We start from the raw sequence: 17,612 nt of genomic DNA, 5'->3' as shown, positions 1-17,612 counted from the left end.
TAAGCCAACCTTTGGATATCAAGATTGCCTTGGCACCAAAGCAACCTGAATACAGACTCTGTGATTAGTTGAGTCGTTCCAACACCGTAGTAATGCCCTGCCCCAAACCAATACACATGGTAGAAACACCCATGGTTAAATCACGATCTTGCATTACCGTCAGCAATGACCCGGTGATACGAGTACCGGAGCAACCAAAGGGGTGCCCCAAAGCAATCGCGCCACCGTGTAAATTTACCTTGTCGTTCATAGCGTCGAGCAACTTGAGATCCTTCAACACCGGCAATGCCTGGGCAGCAAAAGCCTCGTTCAACTCTACTGCATCAATATCATCAATGGTCAGATTGACCGCTTTCAATGCCTTTTCGGTGGATGGTACAGGGCCGTAACCCATAATTGACGGATCAACCCCGGCAAGCCCCATAGAGACAACTTTTGCGATAGGTTTGAGTCCGAGCGATTTGGCGCGCTCGGCAGACATGACCAGCATGACTGATGCACCATCACTCATTTGTGAAGATGTACCTGCTGTGACCTGACCATTTTTAGGGTCAAAAACCGGCGGTAATTTGGCTAGCGCTTCATAAGTGGTGTCAGGGCGAATGGTTTCATCCTGATTCACCGCCATCAAAAAACCATCGGCATTGTGACCGTTAACCGCAATAATCTCGCGATCAAATTTGCCTTGGTCACGGGCCTTAGCAGCCAACAGATGGGAACGCACACCAAATTCGTCCATTTGCTGGCGGTTGATGCCGTGCAACAACGCCAGGTATTCCGCTGTCATCCCCATATTGCCCGCCGCTTTCGCAACCGACAAACCCAATAAGGGGTTAATACTGACCGATTCATACATGGGCAAATGCCCCATGTGTTCAACACCACCGATTAAATACACATCACCTTGGCCAGCACGGATATTGACTGTGGCGGTGTGCAACGCTGACATAGAAGAACCGCACAAGCGATTGATAGTTTGTGCTGGAATTGTGTGCGGCAATCCGGCCAATAACAAAATATTGCGGGCTACGTTAAATGCTTGCTCTTCGCGCTGCATAACACAACCCCAAAGCAAATCATCAATAGTATTGGGGTCCAGCTGTGGGTTGCGCGCAAGCAACCCTTTAATGATTGCCGCGGAAATATCGTCAGCGCGCACATTGCGGAAGCAGCCATTTTTGGAGCGCCCCATAGCGCTACGTGCGTAATCGACGATAACGGCATCGCGTGGTTGTAAGCTCATTATTCTGACTCCTTAGCCGTAAAATTTTTGGTTGTTGGCCGCTTTGGCTTTAAGGCTATCCGGTGCTTGATAAAGCGCACCGAGCGCACTGAATTTTGCCGCCATATCACAGAATGTCTGGGCGCCAATGGAATCAATCCAACGGAATACGCCACCGCGGAAAGGCGGGAAACCTGTGCCATAAACCAACGCCATATCGGCCTCAGCCGCCGTTTCCACAATGCCTTCATCCAAGCAGCGGGTAAGCTCAGTTGCCATCGGAATCATCATGCGCGCGATAATATCTTCGTCACTAATCTCCATAGAACTTTGAATACCTGACTTCAGAATATCCGACACTTCAGGTGCAGCTACTTTCGCCGGCTTACCTTTTTTGTCGAGCGCGTAGTTATAAAAACCCTTTTCTGATTTTTGACCGAGGCGACCAGCTGCAAATAGTGCATCAGTGCAAGAGGTAAAATCACGCTGCATACGGTCAGGAAAACCATCAGCCATTACCTTTTCGGCGTGAACAGCAGTATCTATTCCAACAACGTCGAGCAAATACGCAGGGCCCATCGGCCAACCCCAGGTTTCCATTAATTTGTCGATGCGCTGAAAATCCACACCATCCCGCACCAACATCGCAAAACCGGCCAGATAAGGGAACAACACGCGATTAACTAAAAAACCGGGGCAATCTTTAACCACAATAGGCTTTTTACCCATGGCATTGGCATAGGCAACCGTACGCGCGATAGCGTTGTCGGAGGTTTTCGCGCCGCGAATAACTTCAACCAGCGGCATCATGTGCACAGGGTTGAAAAAATGCATACCGCAGAAATTTTCCGGCCGCGCCAAACCTTCAGCAAGGTAGGTAATGGAAATGGTCGAGGTATTAGAAGCAATAACGGTGTCGACCCCTACTTTACTTTCCGCTTCGGCTAACACTGCTTTTTTCACTTTCGGGTTTTCTACAACGGCCTCAACCACAATATCAATTTGATCAAACCCGTCATAGGTTAATGCAGGTTCAATGCGGTTTAACACATCGCCCATTTCAGCAGCAGTGAGCTTTTTACGCTCCACACGCTTGCTCAGTAATTTATTCGCCTCCGACAAACCAAGATCAATACCCTTTTGGGCGATGTCTTTCATTTTAATAGGCACGCCTTTCAGCGCTGATTGGTAGGCAATACCACCGCCCATAATCCCCGCCCCCAAAACCGCTGCACGGCCGATTTTTTTATCAGCTTTTTTCTCCCAGCTTTTGGCCTTCTTGCTGAGCAACTGCTCATTGATAAAAATACCCACCAAGGATTGCGCTACGGGGGTTAAAGCCATTTTGGCAAACCCTTCTGCCTCGATTTGCAATGCCTCATCGCGGCCTTTATCCGCAGCTTTTTGCATACATTTAATCGCGGTGACCGGCGCAGGATAGTTGCGCCCGGCTTGTGCGCCAACAAATGCTTTTGAGGTCTCGAAAGCCATCATTGATTCAATAAAATTCAATTGCAGCGGTGACTTTTTCTGGGTACGGCGAGCTTTGTAATCAAATACACCGGCCATGCATTGCTGCAGACAATTGAGCGCCGCATCGCGCAACTTTTCTGGCTCGACCACAGCATCAATCACCCTTGCTGTTAAGGCCGTTGCCGCATCATTTTCTTTACCCGCGGCGATCCACTCAACCGCGGTATCCAACCCTGCAACACGTGGCAAACGCACCGTGCCACCCCAACCAGGGATAATGCCCAGCTTGGTTTCCGGCAAGCCTACTTTGGCAGCGGTATTGGCAATTCGGTAATCACAGGATAAACAAAACTCCAACCCGCCCCCCAATGCAAAACCATTGATTGCGACAACACTTGGGAAGGGTAAATCCTCCAAACGGCAAAAATTGCGATTATTTGCTGCAAGATGACCGATAACCTGATCAGGCCCCGACGCAAACACGGCGCCAAATTCGGTGATATCCGCACCAACAATAAAGACATCTTTGGCACTGGTTATCAGCAGGCCTTTAACATCAACGGCCTTTTCCAGCAGATCTAGCACTTGTTGAAGTTCAGCAACGGCGAGCAAATTAAATTTATTGACTGACTCGCCTTGCAGATCAAAGGTCAATTCCGCAATGCCATCGGGCAAAAGGGAAACCTTGAGGGCTTTTCCTTGAAACATAATGAATCTCTCTTTTATCTAGGGAGGGAAAATCTGAGTTTGAGTGTAGCAGCATGAACGGGACTTGCCCTAGAGCAGCGCAAAAGGCTGACAACAAACGCACAAAAGAAGATCTTTTTAAATTGACAGTTCAAAAAACGAACAGATATAGAACCGCAGTTCCTCTGGGGTTAAATTGCTGAAACGAAAGAGTTGCCCGGCGGGAATACAGAATGACTGCCCCTGCATTAAGGTTTGTTTACCTTGGGGCAAGATAAGCATGAGAGAACCATTCAATACAACGCCGGAGAGTTCTGCAGGAGCTACCAAAAAGGCGCTACTGGACTGAGCGGGTAATACCAGGGTTTGTTGCTTAACACGAGGCATCTGTGTACCGGAGGTTTCAGAGGCGATACTTTCGTGCGAAAAGGAAAAAAAGTCGGAAAGGGTAATGGGGATAGCAGACAGAATACGAGCCAATGACTGCACACTGGGGCTAACCTGTCCCTGCTCAATAGTGGATATGCTGCTATTAGTCATACCCGCACGTTTGGCAAGTTCGCGCTGCGAAATACCAGCCAACTCGCGCAATAATTTAAGTCGCACTCCCGTATCGGGTGATGCCTGAAAATCGTCTGATGGAATACTTCTATCAGTGCTCACAGCAGGCTACTCGTCCTAATAGGGGATGCAGAGGCAAAAAGAGGTCAAGCAACTCAAGTTACCGCACCGGTCAGTAACCGGCGCACGTTAGATACCTACTTTTTAGAAGCAAGCAGTTGCTCTCTTTCAAGTGTAGGTAGGTTATCAACAATTAACTGATAAGAGTGGTCAATCATGCGTTGGATTTGATCCGACGGTACTGAGCCATCAAGAATCACCGTATTCCAATGTTTTTTGTTCATTTGGAAGCCAGGCCGAACCGCAGGGTACTGCTCACGCAGTTGCAAGGCGAGATCGGGATCACACTTCAAACTAACACGTGGTACACCACCTTCAGCAGTCAGGGTCGCAAACATTTTATGGCAGACTTTATATACGGCCATATCCGGGCCAGAGGGAAACATTTCCTTGGCTTGGTGTTTGTTTAAAAGATACTTCTGTGCAGAAAGAAAATCCATGTTTTAGTCCTTTATCGAACAACTCAGGTCGATTTAAAAGCTATAAATTGGGTTAAGGAGCACTCGATGCCTTACGGCTATTTGCGACTGCTCATATATACTGCCCTGCGCCTACATCGGTTACATTCAAAGCACGGTTTCATAGAAATCCGCGCACCCAACTAAGGTTGATTATAGACAAGTGAAGCACATCACACTTCAATTACCACTCCAAATCAGGGCTCGCTCCTTCACCTGTGGCTATTTTGCATCAGGCGCTCAATAAACGATAGTCGATATGGCGCATAATTCAACATTTTTTAGCGTCCTTCTGCCATTAGATGTAATAAATCAGGCTATTCATACGAAAAGTGGTTGAAACAGATCTTCGAAAAAAACTCTAATGCACCATAATGCCGCATTAGAATGAAGTGCGTCGATACTCTCGATACTCAGGCTCCCAGAAATTTTTATTGATTTTTTCATCAATTAAATCGCTTGGGATAGGTAGTGCTACACCATCAGCAATTGCCTGAACAATCACAGCCTTTGCAATTAACTTACTTACGGCACGAATATCATCTAGCAGAGGTAGTAGCGCACCTGTGCCAGTGCTCGCCAGTGGTGATGCGCTGGCTAGCGCCCTACTCGCCGCCATCATCATGTTATCGGTCACTCGCGTGGCTTTGGCGACAATCACTCCAAGACCAACACCCGGGAATATATAGCTGTTATTACATTGGGCTATATCTATCACCCTATCGCCCATGTCAACTGGAGCAAAAGGACTACCGGTAGCAACCATTGCCTTGCCCGCACTCCAGCGCAGTAAATCTACCGGTTGTGCCTCCGCCTGGGAGGTAGGATTAGACAATGGCAAAATCAGTGGATACTCGCAGTGAGCCTGCATTGCTTCCACAATAGCTTTGGTGAATAAACCGGCCTGCCCTGAGACACCAATCAATACTGTCGGGCGCGCATTAGTAACAACATCCAGCAAACTTAAGCGCCCATCTGATCCTAACGACACAGAACGCCATGAAGCAACTACCTCGTCAGGAGTACAGAACGGGCGCTGGAATTCAAACAAATCCGGTGAACTCGTTTGCAACAGCCCATCACGACTCATTAAGAAGATGCGACTCCGGGCTTCTGCATGACTTGCCCCTTCCGCCATCATTTGTTTCACTATTTGATCGGCGATACCACAACCTGCGGAGCCAGCACCCGCAAATACAATTCGCTGATCTTTTAACTGTTCACCTTTCGCCAGACAAGCTGCCATCAAAGTACCAACTGCAACTGCAGCGGTACCTTGGATATCATCATTGAAGCAGCAGAGTTGATCGCGATAACGGTTAAGTAAGGGTGTGGCGTGGTCTTGCGCGAAATCCTCAAATTGCAGTAGCACATTTGGCCAACGCACTTTGACGGCCTGAATAAACTCATCAACAAATTCGTAATACTCATCACCCGTGATGCGCTTATGGCGCCACCCCATGTACATGGGGTCGCTCAACAGGGCTTCATTATTAGTACCAATATCCAAAGTAACAGGTAATGTATAAGCAGGACTAATGCCGCCGCAGGCGGTATAAAGGGCGAGTTTACCAATAGGAATACCCATGCCTCCTATGCCCTGATCACCTAGCCCCAAGATACGCTCACCATCAGTCACTACGATCACTTTTACATTCTGCTTAGTAGCGTTTTGCAACATGTCATCAATACGGGCGCGATCAGGGTACGAAATAAACAATCCGCGTTTCCGGCGATAAATTTTTGAAAACTGCTGGCAGGCCAAGCCTACCGTCGGGGTATAAATAAGTGGCATTATTTCGGTCAGATGATCGGTCACCAAACGGAAATAAGCCGTTTCATTGGTGTCCTGAATATTGCGCAAATAAATATGCTTATCGATAGGCGACTCAAATGAGCAGAGCTGCTGATAAACACGCGCCTCCTGCTCCTCAATTGTCTCGATGTTATAAGGCAACAAGCCTTCAAGATTGAATTGCTGACGCTCACGTTCTGTAAATGCACTACCTTTATTGAGCAAAGGTGCTTCCAATAAAGCCGGGCCAGCAAAGGGAATATAAATAGGACGTTTCTTGGTCATGAGAGTCACAAAAACCTATGAAAAGATATTTCAAACCATAGCGCAATTGATTCCCCAGAACCAGCTGGGGCAAACAATTATTATTTTGGTGAAGGCCAGCGTAGAATACGGGCCTCACTACGCCAGTAACTTAGTTAAATAAGAGATTGTTATGAACCTCGATCAATTTTTAGCAACACTTAAAAACACACCGGATTCGATTGAGTTTAGCGAAACCATTGCTGCGATTGACGCTCATTATCACTTCACACCTACGCGTTTTAACAACGGCAAACTGGTGAATGAAGCGGGTCAAAATTCAGGCTCTTGTAAAATCTTCTCGTTTGCCCAAATGCACAATTTTTCAGAAAACCAAACACTCGCCTGTTTTGGTGATTACTATCGCAAAGATGTACTGCAACACCCCGAGGCGACAGACCACCAGAATATCCGTAATTTTATGCAAACCGGGTGGTCAGGTATTCAATTCGATGGGGCCGCGCTGAGCGCAAAATAAAACCGAGGACTGCACGATGAAAAATGCCACAGTATTAATTGCCATCTGCTTACTTTTCGCCTGCAGCTCCCAACAACCTACGCCCAAACCAGAAGCGCACAACACACTGACTCAGTGCCCCGACCAACGTCCGCAGATATGCACCATGGACTATCGACCAGTTTGTGCCACTCGCGATACCGGCGTGCGCTGTGTTACTACACCCTGCCCTTCAAGCGAACAAAAAACCTACAGCAATGGTTGTAGTGCCTGCGCAGATGCCGCTGTCATAGGCTACATCGCAGATGAATGCAAACCAGTAACAAACCCGTAATTTATTAGAGAAAAATCAGCTCATGTGGGTGCAAAAAGAATATCAACTCAAGGCGAGAGCGCGCGGATTTCATCTTATTACGGAAGAAATCATTCAACAGTTACCCGAGCTTAAACAAGTTAAGGTTGGACTGTTGAATATTCTTATTAAACACACTTCGGCATCGCTCACCATTAACGAAAATGCCGACCCCACGGTGCGTAAGGATTTCGAAAGCTTCTTTAATCGCGCTGTAGCGGAAGATGAGCCCTATTATCTGCACCGGGATGAGGGTAGCGATGACATGCCCGCTCACCTCAAAGCCAGCTTGCTCGGTGCGAGCTTGAATATTCCCATCACTAATGGCCGCTTAAATATGGGAATTTGGCAGGGAGTTTACCTATGCGAGCACCGCAATTATGGCGGCAACCGCAACCTGGTACTCACACTACACGGCGAAACCCGTTAAACAATCTGCCATAAAAAAACCGCCCACCGGCGGTCTTTTCAAAACTAATCGTGTGCAGCAAATAGGTATTACTTGCGCATTCCTGGCGGTAAGCCGCCGCCTGGTGGCATCCCGCCTGGCATCATACCGCCAATGCCACGCATCATTTTCTGCATGCCACCACCTTTCATTTTGCCCATCATTTTCGCCATTTGTTTGTATTGTTTTAACAAACGGTTCAAGTCCTGAATTTGTGTACCGGAGCCCATGGTAATGCGACGTTTGCGCGAACCACTTAAATCATCCGGGTTGCGGCGCTCCTCCGGCGTCATCGAGTTAATAATGGCTTCCATGGTTTTAAATTGTTTGCCCATGTTTGCGGTCTGCGCCATTTGCGCTACGTTCCCTAAGCCCGGCAACTTGTCCAACATGGAGGTCAAACCACCCATGTTTTGCATTTGCTGCAATTGATCGCGCAAATCCTCCAAATCAAATTTCTGACCCTTGGTAACTTTCTTAATTAATTTTTCGGCCTTTTCTTTATCGATAGTGCGCTCAGCTTGCTCAATGAGCGAGAGCACATCACCCATGCCTAAAATACGCGAGGCAATACGGTCAGGATGAAATGGTTCGAGTGCATCAACTTTTTCACCCATGCCCAAAAACTTAATGGGTTTACCGGTAATGTGGCGCACAGAGAGTGCTGCGCCGCCGCGAGCATCACCGTCGGCTTTGGTCAGGATCACACCCGTCAAAGGCAGCGCATCGTTAAACGCTTTTGCAGTATTAACCGCATCCTGGCCAATCATGGCATCGATAACAAACAGTGTTTCAATAGGGTTGATAGCCGCGTGAAGATCTTTGATTTCAGTCATCAAGTCTTCATCGATATGCAAACGACCGGCCGTGTCAACAATCAACACATCAAAAAATTGCTTTTTCGCGTGGTCGATTGCATTGCGTGCAATATCCAATGGCTTTTGTTCCCCAGTCGATGGGTAACACTCGACACCCACTTCTGCCGCCAATGTCTGTAACTGTTGGATAGCCGCGGGACGATATACGTCAGCACTCACTACTAATACTTTTTTCTTTTCACGCTCTTTCAGGAAGCGCGCCAGCTTGGCAACCGAAGTTGTCTTACCCGCCCCCTGTAAACCCGCCATCAAAACGACCGCGGGTGGCTGCTGGGCGAGGTTCAGGGATTCATTTGCCTGCCCCATGGTAGCAATCAACTCGGCCTCTACAATCTTAATAAATTGCTGTCCAGGATTAAGTGCCTTGCTAATTTGTTGGCCAAGTGCCCGACTGCGAACCTGATCGATAAATGCCTTTACTACCGGCAGTGCGACGTCTGCTTCGAGCAGCGCTTTGCGCACATCGCGCAGGGCATCTTTGATATTGTCTTCGCTGAGACGCGCCTTGCCGGTGATGCTGCGCAGCGTGTGGGATAAACGGTCGGTTAGATTCTCAAACATAGCCTATCTCAAACAATCAGTTGATTTGCGGCGGGCCAAACCTCTTGGATTAGCCCAAGGTCGGCCCATAAAAAGTGGAGGCGATTATAACCTCAAAGCCAGCATAAAGGGGCAAGCAAAGGCGCAATCAACAATCAGGTCAGCCGGTTAAATTGGATAAGGATGTTTCTCATTTACCCTTCTCTTTACAAAAACCTTATGACACACTTGCCCCTTAACTCAGTGTTTCCGCCCTTTACGGATTAGCCTTACCAAGATGATCACACTCAGCGCCAACCTGATCGCACTATTAATCTACAGTGCTGCTGCCGCCTACTTTGGTAGCCAATTTATACGCCAACAGGCATTGCAACCCAAATACCTGATCGGTACAGCAGGCTTGGCGTTAATCGCACACGGGATCGGGGTCTATGGTCTAAGCGTCAAAGGCGACAACCTGAATGTCAGCCTTTTTTCTGCATCTTCACTGATTTTTTGGGTGATCAATGCGATTGTTCTTTTTAGCAGTATAAAGAAAGCCTTACACAATCTATTTTTATTGTTATTTCCACTCTCTGCTATTTCTGTGCTGACATCGATCATCAGTAGTAACAGCGATTGGCAGCAATCGTTGAGCTACCACATTGCGATCCACGTTGTATTGTCGGTACTGGCATACAGCCTACTTACTATTGCCAGTCTACAGGCCCTATTACTGGCCTACCAAAACCACGCATTGAAAAATAAACAACTCACTACCAGTTCGCGCTTACTGCCTCCATTACAAACCATGGAGGCACTGCTGTTTGAATTTTTATGGGTAGGAGAGATATTGCTAACCCTCGCTATAGCCTCAGGATTTTATTTTTTAGAAGATATGTTTGCGCAACATCTTGCACACAAAACCATTTTTGCACTGGTCGCATGGCTGATTTATGCTCTGCTGCTCTGGGGACGCCACCAGTTAGGTTGGAGAGGAAACACCGCAATCCGCTGGACATTGGCAGGTTTTGTTTGCCTCATGCTTGCTTACTTTGGCAGTAAATTAGTACTGGAGATTATTTTGCATCGGATTTAGTGCCCGATTCATCGCGAGATGAAGATCCAAGCTTTTCAGCAGATTGGCTTTTTTCGATTTTTACATTTTGATCAGGCTCTACAGGATTCCACTCGCTTTTAGTCATTAGTTTGCGCAGAATCCAGCCGCATAATGCAGCCGCGATAATCAAGCCCAGTAAAAAAACTAAAATAACCAGAAGATAAGCGCCCAACTCCGCCCAACTCAAACCCCAAGCGTAAACTGCCAGTAAGATAAAACTAAAACCAGCTATAAGATTTACGCCAAGTCCGCGATTACGAAGTAGTTTGCGAATGACCATATAAAGCCTGCAAAGTAATTAACAAATAAAACGGTTTTACACAAAAAACACAACGAAGAAAATGTCTAAAATCACTCAACAAATAGATTCAAAATTACATACACCAAAATAAAACCTGACAGTGCAATGACTTTAACCGTTACACTTTTTTGTATTGCCGAAAGCGCTTGAAATCTAGGGTGCTTTGAAACAAGCAACTGCGCCAGGACATAAATTACTAAAAACCCCAAGGCAAAAAAAATGGCGTATTCGTTAAAAAGCTGAACTGGCATAGGGACAAAACCTTAGAGTAACGAGCTATTAAGTAGATTCACGGCGCCACTGCGTAGTACCGTCACGGGCATCTTCTAGCACCACACCCGCTGCAAGCAACTCTTTGCGAATTTCATCTGCACGTGCATATTGTTTATCTTTTTTGGCCTGGATACGTTCCGCAATCAAACGTTCGACATCGTCTGCTGCAATTTGCTCTGAACCACCAGCCTGCAAAAACACTTCAGGATTTTCCTGCAACACGCCCAAAATCAATCCCAATGCCTTCAACTGACCAGCGAGATCACAGGCCAAATCAGGATTACTTTTAGCGTTGTTTAAATCACGCACCAAATCAAACATACCCGCCAAAGCAACACGGGTATTAAAGTCATCGTTCATGGCTTCAACGAATGCGGTGTAGTAAGGGCTTGCTGTCATTGCAGTCAAAGATGTTGGCAAAACATCAGCATAATCACGTAAAGCGCCGTAGAAACGCTCAAGTCCAGTACGTGCCTCAATTAAATTATCTTCTGCATAATTAATCGGGCTGCGATAATGGCTGCTAACCAATAAAAAGCGCACGACTTCGGGGTGATACTTTTCCAGCACATCGCGAATAGTGAAAAAATTGCCGAGTGATTTCGACATTTTTTCGCCATCAACACGCACTGCGCCAGCATGCATCCAATAATTTACGTACTTGCATCCGTTCGCCGCTTCGCTTTGGGCAATTTCATTTTCATGATGAGGGAATGGCAAATCGGGTCCACCGCCATGAATATCAAAGGTCTCGCCGCAGCAATTTTTGCTCATCGCTGAGCATTCGATGTGCCAACCAGGGCGACCATTACCCCAAGGTGATTTCCATGCAGGCTCACCCACTTTTGCCGCCTTCCAAAGTACAAAATCACGCGGATCTTCTTTTACCTCATCAACTTCGATGCGCGCACCAACCAACAACTCATCAACGTTTTTGTTAGTGAGCTTGCCGTAATCGGCAAAACGCGTTACTCGGTAATACACATCACCGTTACTAGCCGCGTAAGCAAATCCTTTGTCGATCAAGGTTTTGTTCATATCGACAATTTGATCAATATAGGCTGTTGCACGCGGCTCAATATCGGGGCGGGCGATTCCCAAACGAGCTTCATCTTCATGCATGTAGTCGATAAAGCGCTTGGTTAGCAATGAAAACTCTTCACCGTTTTCATTGGCGCGTTTGATGATCTTATCGTCGATATCAGTAATGTTACGCACATAGCTAACATCCCAACCCTGGCTGCGCAGGAATTTGGTAATAACATCAAAAGCGACCAGCACGCGTGCATGACCAATATGGCAATAGTCGTACACGGTGATACCGCAGACATACATAGAAATCTTGCCGGGGTGAATCGGTTTAAAAATTTCTTTTTGGCGCGTGAGTGTGTTGTATATCTGCAGCATGTTATTCCTGATCTTCTGTTTTGCCGAAGCTGTCTTTTAAACTGATGGTACGGTTAAATACCGGCTTTTCAGCGGAACTGTATTTGCTATCCAAACAGAAATAACCTTGGCGCTCAAACTGGTAGCTATTGCCAACAACTGCACCGGCCAAACTGATCTCTGCTTTACAGCCCTGCAAAATTTCCAGGCTATCGGGATTGATGCAATCGAGGAAATTTTTACCGCCTGCATCCGGTGCTTCATCGGTAAACAAACGGTTATACAAACGCACTTCGCAATCGAGATTGTTGGTTGCCGATACCCAGTGAATAACGCCCTTAGGCTTTACGCCATCCGCAGGATCTTTACCCAAGGTGCCCTCGATAATTCGTGCACGTACTTCAATAATATTGCCAGCAGAATCTTTGATCGCCTCATCAGCTTCAATTACATATGCCCCACGCAAACGTACACGCTTGCCGGTAACCAAACGCTTGTATTTTTTATTGGCTTCTTCGCGGAAATCTTCTTGCTCAATAAATACCGTGTGCGTAAACGGAATGGTGCGATCGCCCAAGTCATCGCGATTGGGGTGATTGTGCACAACCAAGGTTTCGACTTGTTCCGCAGGATAATTGGTGAGCGTCACTTTCAAAGGTTTCAACACACACATAGCGCGCGGCGCGTTTTTATCCAAATCATCGCGCACACAAAATTCCAGCACACCAACATCGACAATACCGTCCGAGCGGGTAACGCCGATACGCTCGCAAAAATCGCGCAACGCAGCGGGTGTAAATCCACGGCGACGCATACCGGATATAGTCGGCATGCGCGGGTCATTCCAACCATCCACATGGTTTTCATCGACCAATTGTTTTAATTTACGCTTACTGGTTACCGAATAATTAATATTCAAGCGCGCAAATTCATATTGACGCGGCACCGCTGGCACTGGCAAGTGTTGGATAAACCAATCGTACAACGGTTTATGGTCTTCAAATTCAAGGGTGCAAATGGAGTGGGTAATTCCTTCAATTGCATCACTTTGTCCATGGGCAAAATCATAAGACGGATAAATGCACCACTTGTCACCGGTTTGATGGTGATGGGCTTTTTTAATGCGATAGATAATAGGATCGCGCAAATTAATATTGGGCGATGACATATCGATTTTTGCGCGCAATGAACATGCGCCCTCTTCAAATGCGCCCGCGCGCATTTTTTCAAACAGCGCAAGATTTTCTTCCACACTGCGCTCGCGGAATGGACTGTTCTTGCCCGGCTCAATCAATGTGCCGCGATACTCACGCATTTGCTCTGCCGTTAAATCGCAAACAAACGCCAATCCACTGTTAATTAAATGAATAGCCCATGCATGCAACTGATCAAAATAATCCGAGGTGTAGCGCACTGCGCCATCCCATTTAAAACCTAACCACTCTACATCCTGCTTGATGGAGTTAACGAACTCTTCGTTTTCTTTTTCGGGGTTGGTATCGTCAAAACGCAAATTGCAGGCACCACCGAACTCCTCTGCCATCCCAAAATTCAGGCAGATAGATTTGGCATGGCCTATATGCAAATAACCATTAGGTTCCGGCGGAAAACGAGTAACAATTTTATTGTGTACACCCTGCTCCAAATCTTTGCGAATTATTTGTTGGATAAAATGTAAAGGTTTGGTTTTGATTTCGGTATTGCTCGTGTCACTAACATTGACCGCTGAATGATTTTCGCTCATGGAATAACAAATCCGTTAGGGTGGTATCGTGAATCAGGGATTATGAAAATTGGGAATCACACCGCCGGAGAAAACCGGACGGCATGTAGTGCTGAACCCATTGTACTGGCTCAACAGTATTTTTCATACCGCACTTATAATGCTGAATGGACCACTGAAAAATGGTTATTTCGTAGGCGGTGCGGCACGATAATCACTACGCCGGTTTAACTGATAACGTCTTACTGCCTCATTATGCTGTGCCAGAGTTTCAGAAAACTCACTGGTACCATCGCCTTTTGCTACAAAATACAAAGCCTTACCCGCCGCCGGATTTAACGCTGCGCGTATAGAGGCAGCACTGGGTAGAGCTATAGGTGTTGGCGGAAGCCCTTGGATAACATAGGTATTGTAATCAGTCGCTTCCTGCAAATCTGCACGCCGAATACGCCCTTGGTAGCGATCACCCATGCCATAAATAACCGTAGGATCTGTTTGCAATTTCATACCCTGTTGTAAACGGCGAACAAAAACACCAGCAATCTGATCGCGCTCACTATGATGCCCCGTCTCACGCTCAATAATGGAGGCCATAATTAAGGCTTCATAACTCGATTTGTAAGGTAAATTAGGAGGGCGCTTCTCCCACTCTGCACTCAATAATGACAACATTTTTTGGTAAGCACCCTGCACTATTTCAACATCACTGATATTGCGACTAAAACTGTAAGTGTCGGGAAAAATCCATCCCTCTAACTGGGTTACCGGGATATCTAATAACTCAATCTGCTCTTGCTCAGATTTACCAGGCAAAAGCTGTTTAACTGCATCAATCTTTGCCAGGGCATTCAGTGCTTGCTTATACGTCCACCCCTCCACAAAAGTGACTTGATAAAGTACCACGTCACCTTTGGACAGTTTTTCTAGTAACGTTTTCGGCGTAGTTCCCTGCGGAAAAAAGTATTCGCCAGCATGAACCTTATTCAAATCAGTGGCTCGCGCATAAAGACGCAGCAAACGAGGATATTGAATGACCTGATCATTTCCCAAGGCATATGCAAGATGCCCCAATGACTGGCCGGGCTTTAATTCGTACCTATACCCCTGCTCAGAAATTGCAAGCGGTGTAGCGAGCCACTTTTGAACAAACATCCAGGCAAATGTCGCAGACATTAATCCTGCAAGATAAATAAATGCGGCAAAGCCCAATAATTTTACAGAGAGGGGGATTTTTTTGGTCATATTCAGATAGTCATCAATCAACACGCAAAAAGAATTGCTCGACCGAATTTTGCAGTTTGCGAGTCAAGGAATGTTGTGCAAAATTGGCAACAATTGCTGGCGCGGTACGTTGATCAACCAACCGATTCACCGGCCATATACCATAAACACTATTGCACAAGAATAATTCGTCGGCGCTGCACACAAAATCCAGACTCATCGCCCCCACTTCAACATTCAGCGCTAATTGGGGAGCCAAGTTTTCTAAAATAGTACGGCGCATAATACCTGCCACACCGCAGAAGGTCAGATCAGGGGTATATAGCTGCTTGTTTTTTACCGCAAATAAATTGCTGACTGTGGCCTCAATCAAATTACCCGAATCGTCCATCACCAAACCTTCGGCATACTCATCCTGCCACTCAGCACGCGCGAGTATCTGCTCCAAACGATTCAGATGTTTCATCCCTGCTAGAGACTTGTTGGTCGACAGGCGCTGCTCACAGATTCGCACATCCACACCATTCAGATAATTACTGGAATGCAAGGGCTCAGCAGGAAAAACGCTGATGCAATAGGTCGGCTCCAGATCGAGTGGAATTCGATAACCTCGCCCACCCGCCCCTCGGGTAACCTGAATTTTCACAACCGCAGCCATTATCGCAGCAGAGTGCAGCAGATTGAGCACACTTGTCAGCCGCGTCATCAACACAGATTCATTCAGGGGGATTTGCAACCGTTGCGCACTACTCACTAGACGGTCACGATGAAAAAACCAGAGCGGGATTTCACCCGCGTGATAACGACAGGTTTCGAAAATACCATCGCCATAGGCAAAACCACGGTCCAGCGGCGAAATAGCCGCATCAAGGACACCGTTAACGCTAACAAAGGGAAGTTTTAGTGACATAGTTGCAGTCTATACAAAAACGCCGGACTGTCTCCAGTCCGGCGTCATTTTTTACATCATCACAAGTGATAATAATCCAAGCACTTACACCTTACGGAAAATCAATGAACCATTAGTACCACCAAAACCAAAGGAATTGGACAGAACTGCATCAATTTTGCGCTCTTGTGCGGTATGTGGCACCAGATTGAGATCCGCACAGGAATCTTCCGGGTTATCCAGGTTGATGGTTGGCGGCGCGACCTGATCGCGAATCGCCAGCACACTGAATATCGCCTCAACGGCGCCAGCAGCCCCCAACAAATGACCAATCATGGATTTGGTGGAGCTAACAGCCACTTGCGCCGATGCTGCACCCATCACCGACTTAACCGCCGCACATTCCGCCTTATCACCAGCAGGCGTAGAAGTGCCGTGCGCATTAATGTAATTGATCAACTCAGGGGAAATACCTGCATCCAAAATCGCGTTACGCATAGACGCTGCAGCGCCTGAGCCATCTTCCGGTGGCGAAGTCATGTGATAAGCATCGCCGCTCATACCAAAGCCAATCAACTCAGCATAAATTTTTGCGCCGCGTTTTTTTGCATGCTCATACTCTTCGAGCACCAACACCCCGGCGCCATCACCCAACACAAAACCATCACGGTCTTTATCCCAAGGACGACTGGCCGCCTGCGGATTATCATTGCGAGTAGACAAAGCACGTGCAGCAGCAAAACCACCCAAACCTAATGGGGTTGTTGCCATTTCAGCACCACCAGCCACCATCACATCGGCATCACCGTACTGAATCATACGTGCGGCAAAACCAATACTGTGGGTACCTGTGGTACAGGCGGTAGTAATGGCAATATTTGGCCCACGCAAACCATACATAATCGATAAATTACCGGAGATCATATTGATAATTGCGCTGGGTACAAAGAATGGAGAAATACGACGCGGGCCTTTGTGCTCCAGAGTTGCAGAGCCCTCTTCGATAGTACCTATGCCACCAATACCCGAACCGATTGAAACACCAATACGCCCCGCATTAGCCTCATTAATTTCCAGACCGGAATCACGAATCGCCTGAATACCAGCAACCATACCGTATTGGATGAATGGATCCATCTTGCGCGCTTCTTTGCCGGGGAAATAATCATCCACCACCAAATTTTTTACGGACGCACTAAACTGCGTGGTAAAAGCAGATGCATCAAAATGAGAGATAGTTGCCACACCACTCTTACCATTAACAATGCCATGCCAAGTATCCGCAACGGTGTTACCCAGGGAACTAATCATACCCAAGCCAGTGACTACAACTCTTTTACGTGACACCTTCGCGGTTCTCCTACATGACACATCGCTCAATGATTACCAGCGTTAGGGTAATTTTGCGCTCTGCTGCCGTCAGTAA

17 protein-coding genes are annotated in these 17,612 nt (G+C 47.0%); 4 read left to right on the top strand and 13 right to left on the bottom strand.

The window, feature by feature from the left end; all coding sequences use genetic code 11:
• Window positions 1-64: 64 nt before the first annotated feature.
• The 5 genes from fadA to D0B88_RS12285 all read right to left on the bottom strand — a co-directional run bounded on the left by fadA (window position 65) and on the right by D0B88_RS12285 (window position 6,601).
• Entirely contained in the window at window positions 65-1,243 is a 1,179-nt protein-coding gene (fadA, locus tag D0B88_RS12305) for an acetyl-CoA C-acyltransferase FadA (protein WP_007640835.1), read from the bottom strand.
• 12 nt (window positions 1,244-1,255) lie between these two features.
• Window positions 1,256-3,406, bottom strand: a complete 2,151-nt coding sequence (fadB, locus tag D0B88_RS12300; protein WP_191966582.1) for a fatty acid oxidation complex subunit alpha FadB — start codon at window positions 3,404-3,406, stop codon at window positions 1,256-1,258.
• Window positions 3,407-3,520: 114 nt separating this feature from the next.
• A complete protein-coding gene (locus tag D0B88_RS19280; RefSeq protein ID WP_225318352.1) occupies window positions 3,521-4,045 on the bottom strand; it encodes a helix-turn-helix domain-containing protein in 525 nt (174 codons plus the stop codon).
• A gap of 95 nt (window positions 4,046-4,140) precedes the next feature.
• Window positions 4,141-4,503 (bottom strand): MmcQ/YjbR family DNA-binding protein, encoded by a 363-nt coding sequence (locus D0B88_RS12290; RefSeq protein ID WP_007640832.1) that lies wholly within the window; start codon window positions 4,501-4,503, stop codon window positions 4,141-4,143.
• Window positions 4,504-4,903: 400 nt separating this feature from the next.
• Window positions 4,904-6,601: an NAD-dependent malic enzyme gene (locus tag D0B88_RS12285; RefSeq protein ID WP_151057506.1), complete on the bottom strand. Its 1,698-nt coding sequence runs from the start codon at window positions 6,599-6,601 to the stop codon at window positions 4,904-4,906.
• A 151-nt stretch (window positions 6,602-6,752) separates the two neighbouring features.
• Between D0B88_RS12285 and D0B88_RS12280 the strand changes: the two genes are divergently transcribed.
• Genes D0B88_RS12280 through D0B88_RS12270 form a run of 3 tightly spaced genes read left to right on the top strand, consistent with a single transcriptional unit; the run spans window position 6,753 to window position 7,858 of the window.
• On the top strand, window positions 6,753-7,097 hold the full coding sequence (locus tag D0B88_RS12280; protein WP_007640829.1) for a HopJ type III effector protein: 345 nt from the start codon (window positions 6,753-6,755) through the stop codon (window positions 7,095-7,097).
• A 16-nt stretch (window positions 7,098-7,113) separates the two neighbouring features.
• Window positions 7,114-7,410, top strand: coding sequence for a hypothetical protein (locus D0B88_RS12275; RefSeq protein ID WP_081489661.1), 297 nt, complete (start codon window positions 7,114-7,116; stop codon window positions 7,408-7,410).
• Between the two features lie 22 nt (window positions 7,411-7,432).
• Window positions 7,433-7,858, top strand: coding sequence for a secondary thiamine-phosphate synthase enzyme YjbQ (locus D0B88_RS12270; protein ID WP_151057504.1), 426 nt, complete (start codon window positions 7,433-7,435; stop codon window positions 7,856-7,858).
• A 68-nt stretch (window positions 7,859-7,926) separates the two neighbouring features.
• On the opposite strand, the gene ffh is transcribed toward D0B88_RS12270, so the two are convergent.
• On the bottom strand, window positions 7,927-9,315 hold the full coding sequence (gene ffh / locus D0B88_RS12265; protein WP_007640704.1) for a signal recognition particle protein: 1,389 nt from the start codon (window positions 9,313-9,315) through the stop codon (window positions 7,927-7,929).
• A 256-nt stretch (window positions 9,316-9,571) separates the two neighbouring features.
• Here ffh and D0B88_RS12260 point away from each other — a divergent pair, with 256 nt between their 5' ends.
• Window positions 9,572-10,372: an inner membrane protein YpjD gene (locus D0B88_RS12260; protein WP_151057502.1), complete on the top strand. Its 801-nt coding sequence runs from the start codon at window positions 9,572-9,574 to the stop codon at window positions 10,370-10,372.
• Here D0B88_RS12260 and D0B88_RS12255 read toward each other — a convergent pair.
• From D0B88_RS12255 to fabF, 7 genes are all read right to left on the bottom strand, one after another.
• Window positions 10,353-10,673 (bottom strand): hypothetical protein, encoded by a 321-nt coding sequence (locus D0B88_RS12255; protein WP_151057500.1) that lies wholly within the window; start codon window positions 10,671-10,673, stop codon window positions 10,353-10,355. The two genes, D0B88_RS12260 and D0B88_RS12255, sit on opposite strands and share 20 nt — an antisense overlap.
• A 71-nt stretch (window positions 10,674-10,744) precedes the next feature.
• Entirely contained in the window at window positions 10,745-10,945 is a 201-nt protein-coding gene (locus tag D0B88_RS12250; protein ID WP_151057497.1) for a hypothetical protein, read from the bottom strand.
• Window positions 10,946-10,973: 28 nt separating this feature from the next.
• Window positions 10,974-12,374 (bottom strand): cysteine--tRNA ligase, encoded by a 1,401-nt coding sequence (gene cysS, locus D0B88_RS12245; RefSeq protein WP_151057495.1) that lies wholly within the window; start codon window positions 12,372-12,374, stop codon window positions 10,974-10,976.
• 1 nt (window position 12,375) lies between these two features.
• Window positions 12,376-14,097: a glutamine--tRNA ligase/YqeY domain fusion protein gene (locus D0B88_RS12240; protein ID WP_151057493.1), complete on the bottom strand. Its 1,722-nt coding sequence runs from the start codon at window positions 14,095-14,097 to the stop codon at window positions 12,376-12,378.
• 165 nt (window positions 14,098-14,262) lie between these two features.
• The gene (gene mltG / locus D0B88_RS12235; RefSeq protein WP_151057491.1) at window positions 14,263-15,342 is read right to left on the bottom strand and encodes an endolytic transglycosylase MltG; all 1,080 of its coding nucleotides are present in this window, start codon (window positions 15,340-15,342) and stop codon (window positions 14,263-14,265) included.
• Window positions 15,332-16,207 (bottom strand): aminodeoxychorismate lyase, encoded by an 876-nt coding sequence (pabC, locus tag D0B88_RS12230; protein ID WP_151057489.1) that lies wholly within the window; start codon window positions 16,205-16,207, stop codon window positions 15,332-15,334. The genes mltG and pabC overlap by 11 nt, the downstream gene beginning before the upstream one ends.
• 84 nt (window positions 16,208-16,291) lie before the next feature.
• Window positions 16,292-17,533 carry a beta-ketoacyl-ACP synthase II gene (gene fabF / locus D0B88_RS12225; protein WP_007640686.1) on the bottom strand — a complete coding sequence of 414 codons (1,242 nt, stop codon included), beginning with the start codon at window positions 17,531-17,533 and terminating at the stop codon, window positions 16,292-16,294.
• Window positions 17,534-17,612: the final 79 nt, after the last annotated feature.

It is taken from the genome of Cellvibrio sp. KY-YJ-3, assembly GCF_008806955.1.
Lineage (GTDB): Bacteria > Pseudomonadota > Gammaproteobacteria > Pseudomonadales > Cellvibrionaceae > Cellvibrio.
The sequence above is the reverse complement of the archived record's forward strand: the minus strand, read 5'-3'. Positions and strand labels throughout refer to the sequence as shown.

Bases quoted from the DNA above. Each gene is read 5' to 3' on its own strand.
- D0B88_RS12255 (WP_151057500.1), bottom strand. From the start codon at position 10,673: ATGGTCATTCGCAAACTACTTCGTAATCGCGGACTTGGCGTAAATCTT.
- fadA (WP_007640835.1), bottom strand. From the start codon at position 1,243: ATGAGCTTACAACCACGCGATGCCGTTATCGTCGATTACGCACGTAGC.
- D0B88_RS12280 (WP_007640829.1), top strand. From the start codon at position 6,753: ATGAACCTCGATCAATTTTTAGCAACACTTAAAAACACACCGGATTCG.
- D0B88_RS12250 (WP_151057497.1), bottom strand. From the start codon at position 10,945: ATGCCAGTTCAGCTTTTTAACGAATACGCCATTTTTTTTGCCTTGGGG.
- cysS (WP_151057495.1), bottom strand. From the start codon at position 12,374: ATGCTGCAGATATACAACACACTCACGCGCCAAAAAGAAATTTTTAAA.
- ffh (WP_007640704.1), bottom strand. From the start codon at position 9,315: ATGTTTGAGAATCTAACCGACCGTTTATCCCACACGCTGCGCAGCATC.
- pabC (WP_151057489.1), bottom strand. From the start codon at position 16,207: ATGTCACTAAAACTTCCCTTTGTTAGCGTTAACGGTGTCCTTGATGCG.
- D0B88_RS12290 (WP_007640832.1), bottom strand. From the start codon at position 4,503: ATGGATTTTCTTTCTGCACAGAAGTATCTTTTAAACAAACACCAAGCC.
- D0B88_RS12285 (WP_151057506.1), bottom strand. From the start codon at position 6,601: ATGACCAAGAAACGTCCTATTTATATTCCCTTTGCTGGCCCGGCTTTA.
- D0B88_RS12270 (WP_151057504.1), top strand. From the start codon at position 7,433: ATGTGGGTGCAAAAAGAATATCAACTCAAGGCGAGAGCGCGCGGATTT.
- D0B88_RS12275 (WP_081489661.1), top strand. From the start codon at position 7,114: ATGAAAAATGCCACAGTATTAATTGCCATCTGCTTACTTTTCGCCTGC.
- D0B88_RS12240 (WP_151057493.1), bottom strand. From the start codon at position 14,097: ATGAGCGAAAATCATTCAGCGGTCAATGTTAGTGACACGAGCAATACC.
- D0B88_RS12260 (WP_151057502.1), top strand. From the start codon at position 9,572: ATGATCACACTCAGCGCCAACCTGATCGCACTATTAATCTACAGTGCT.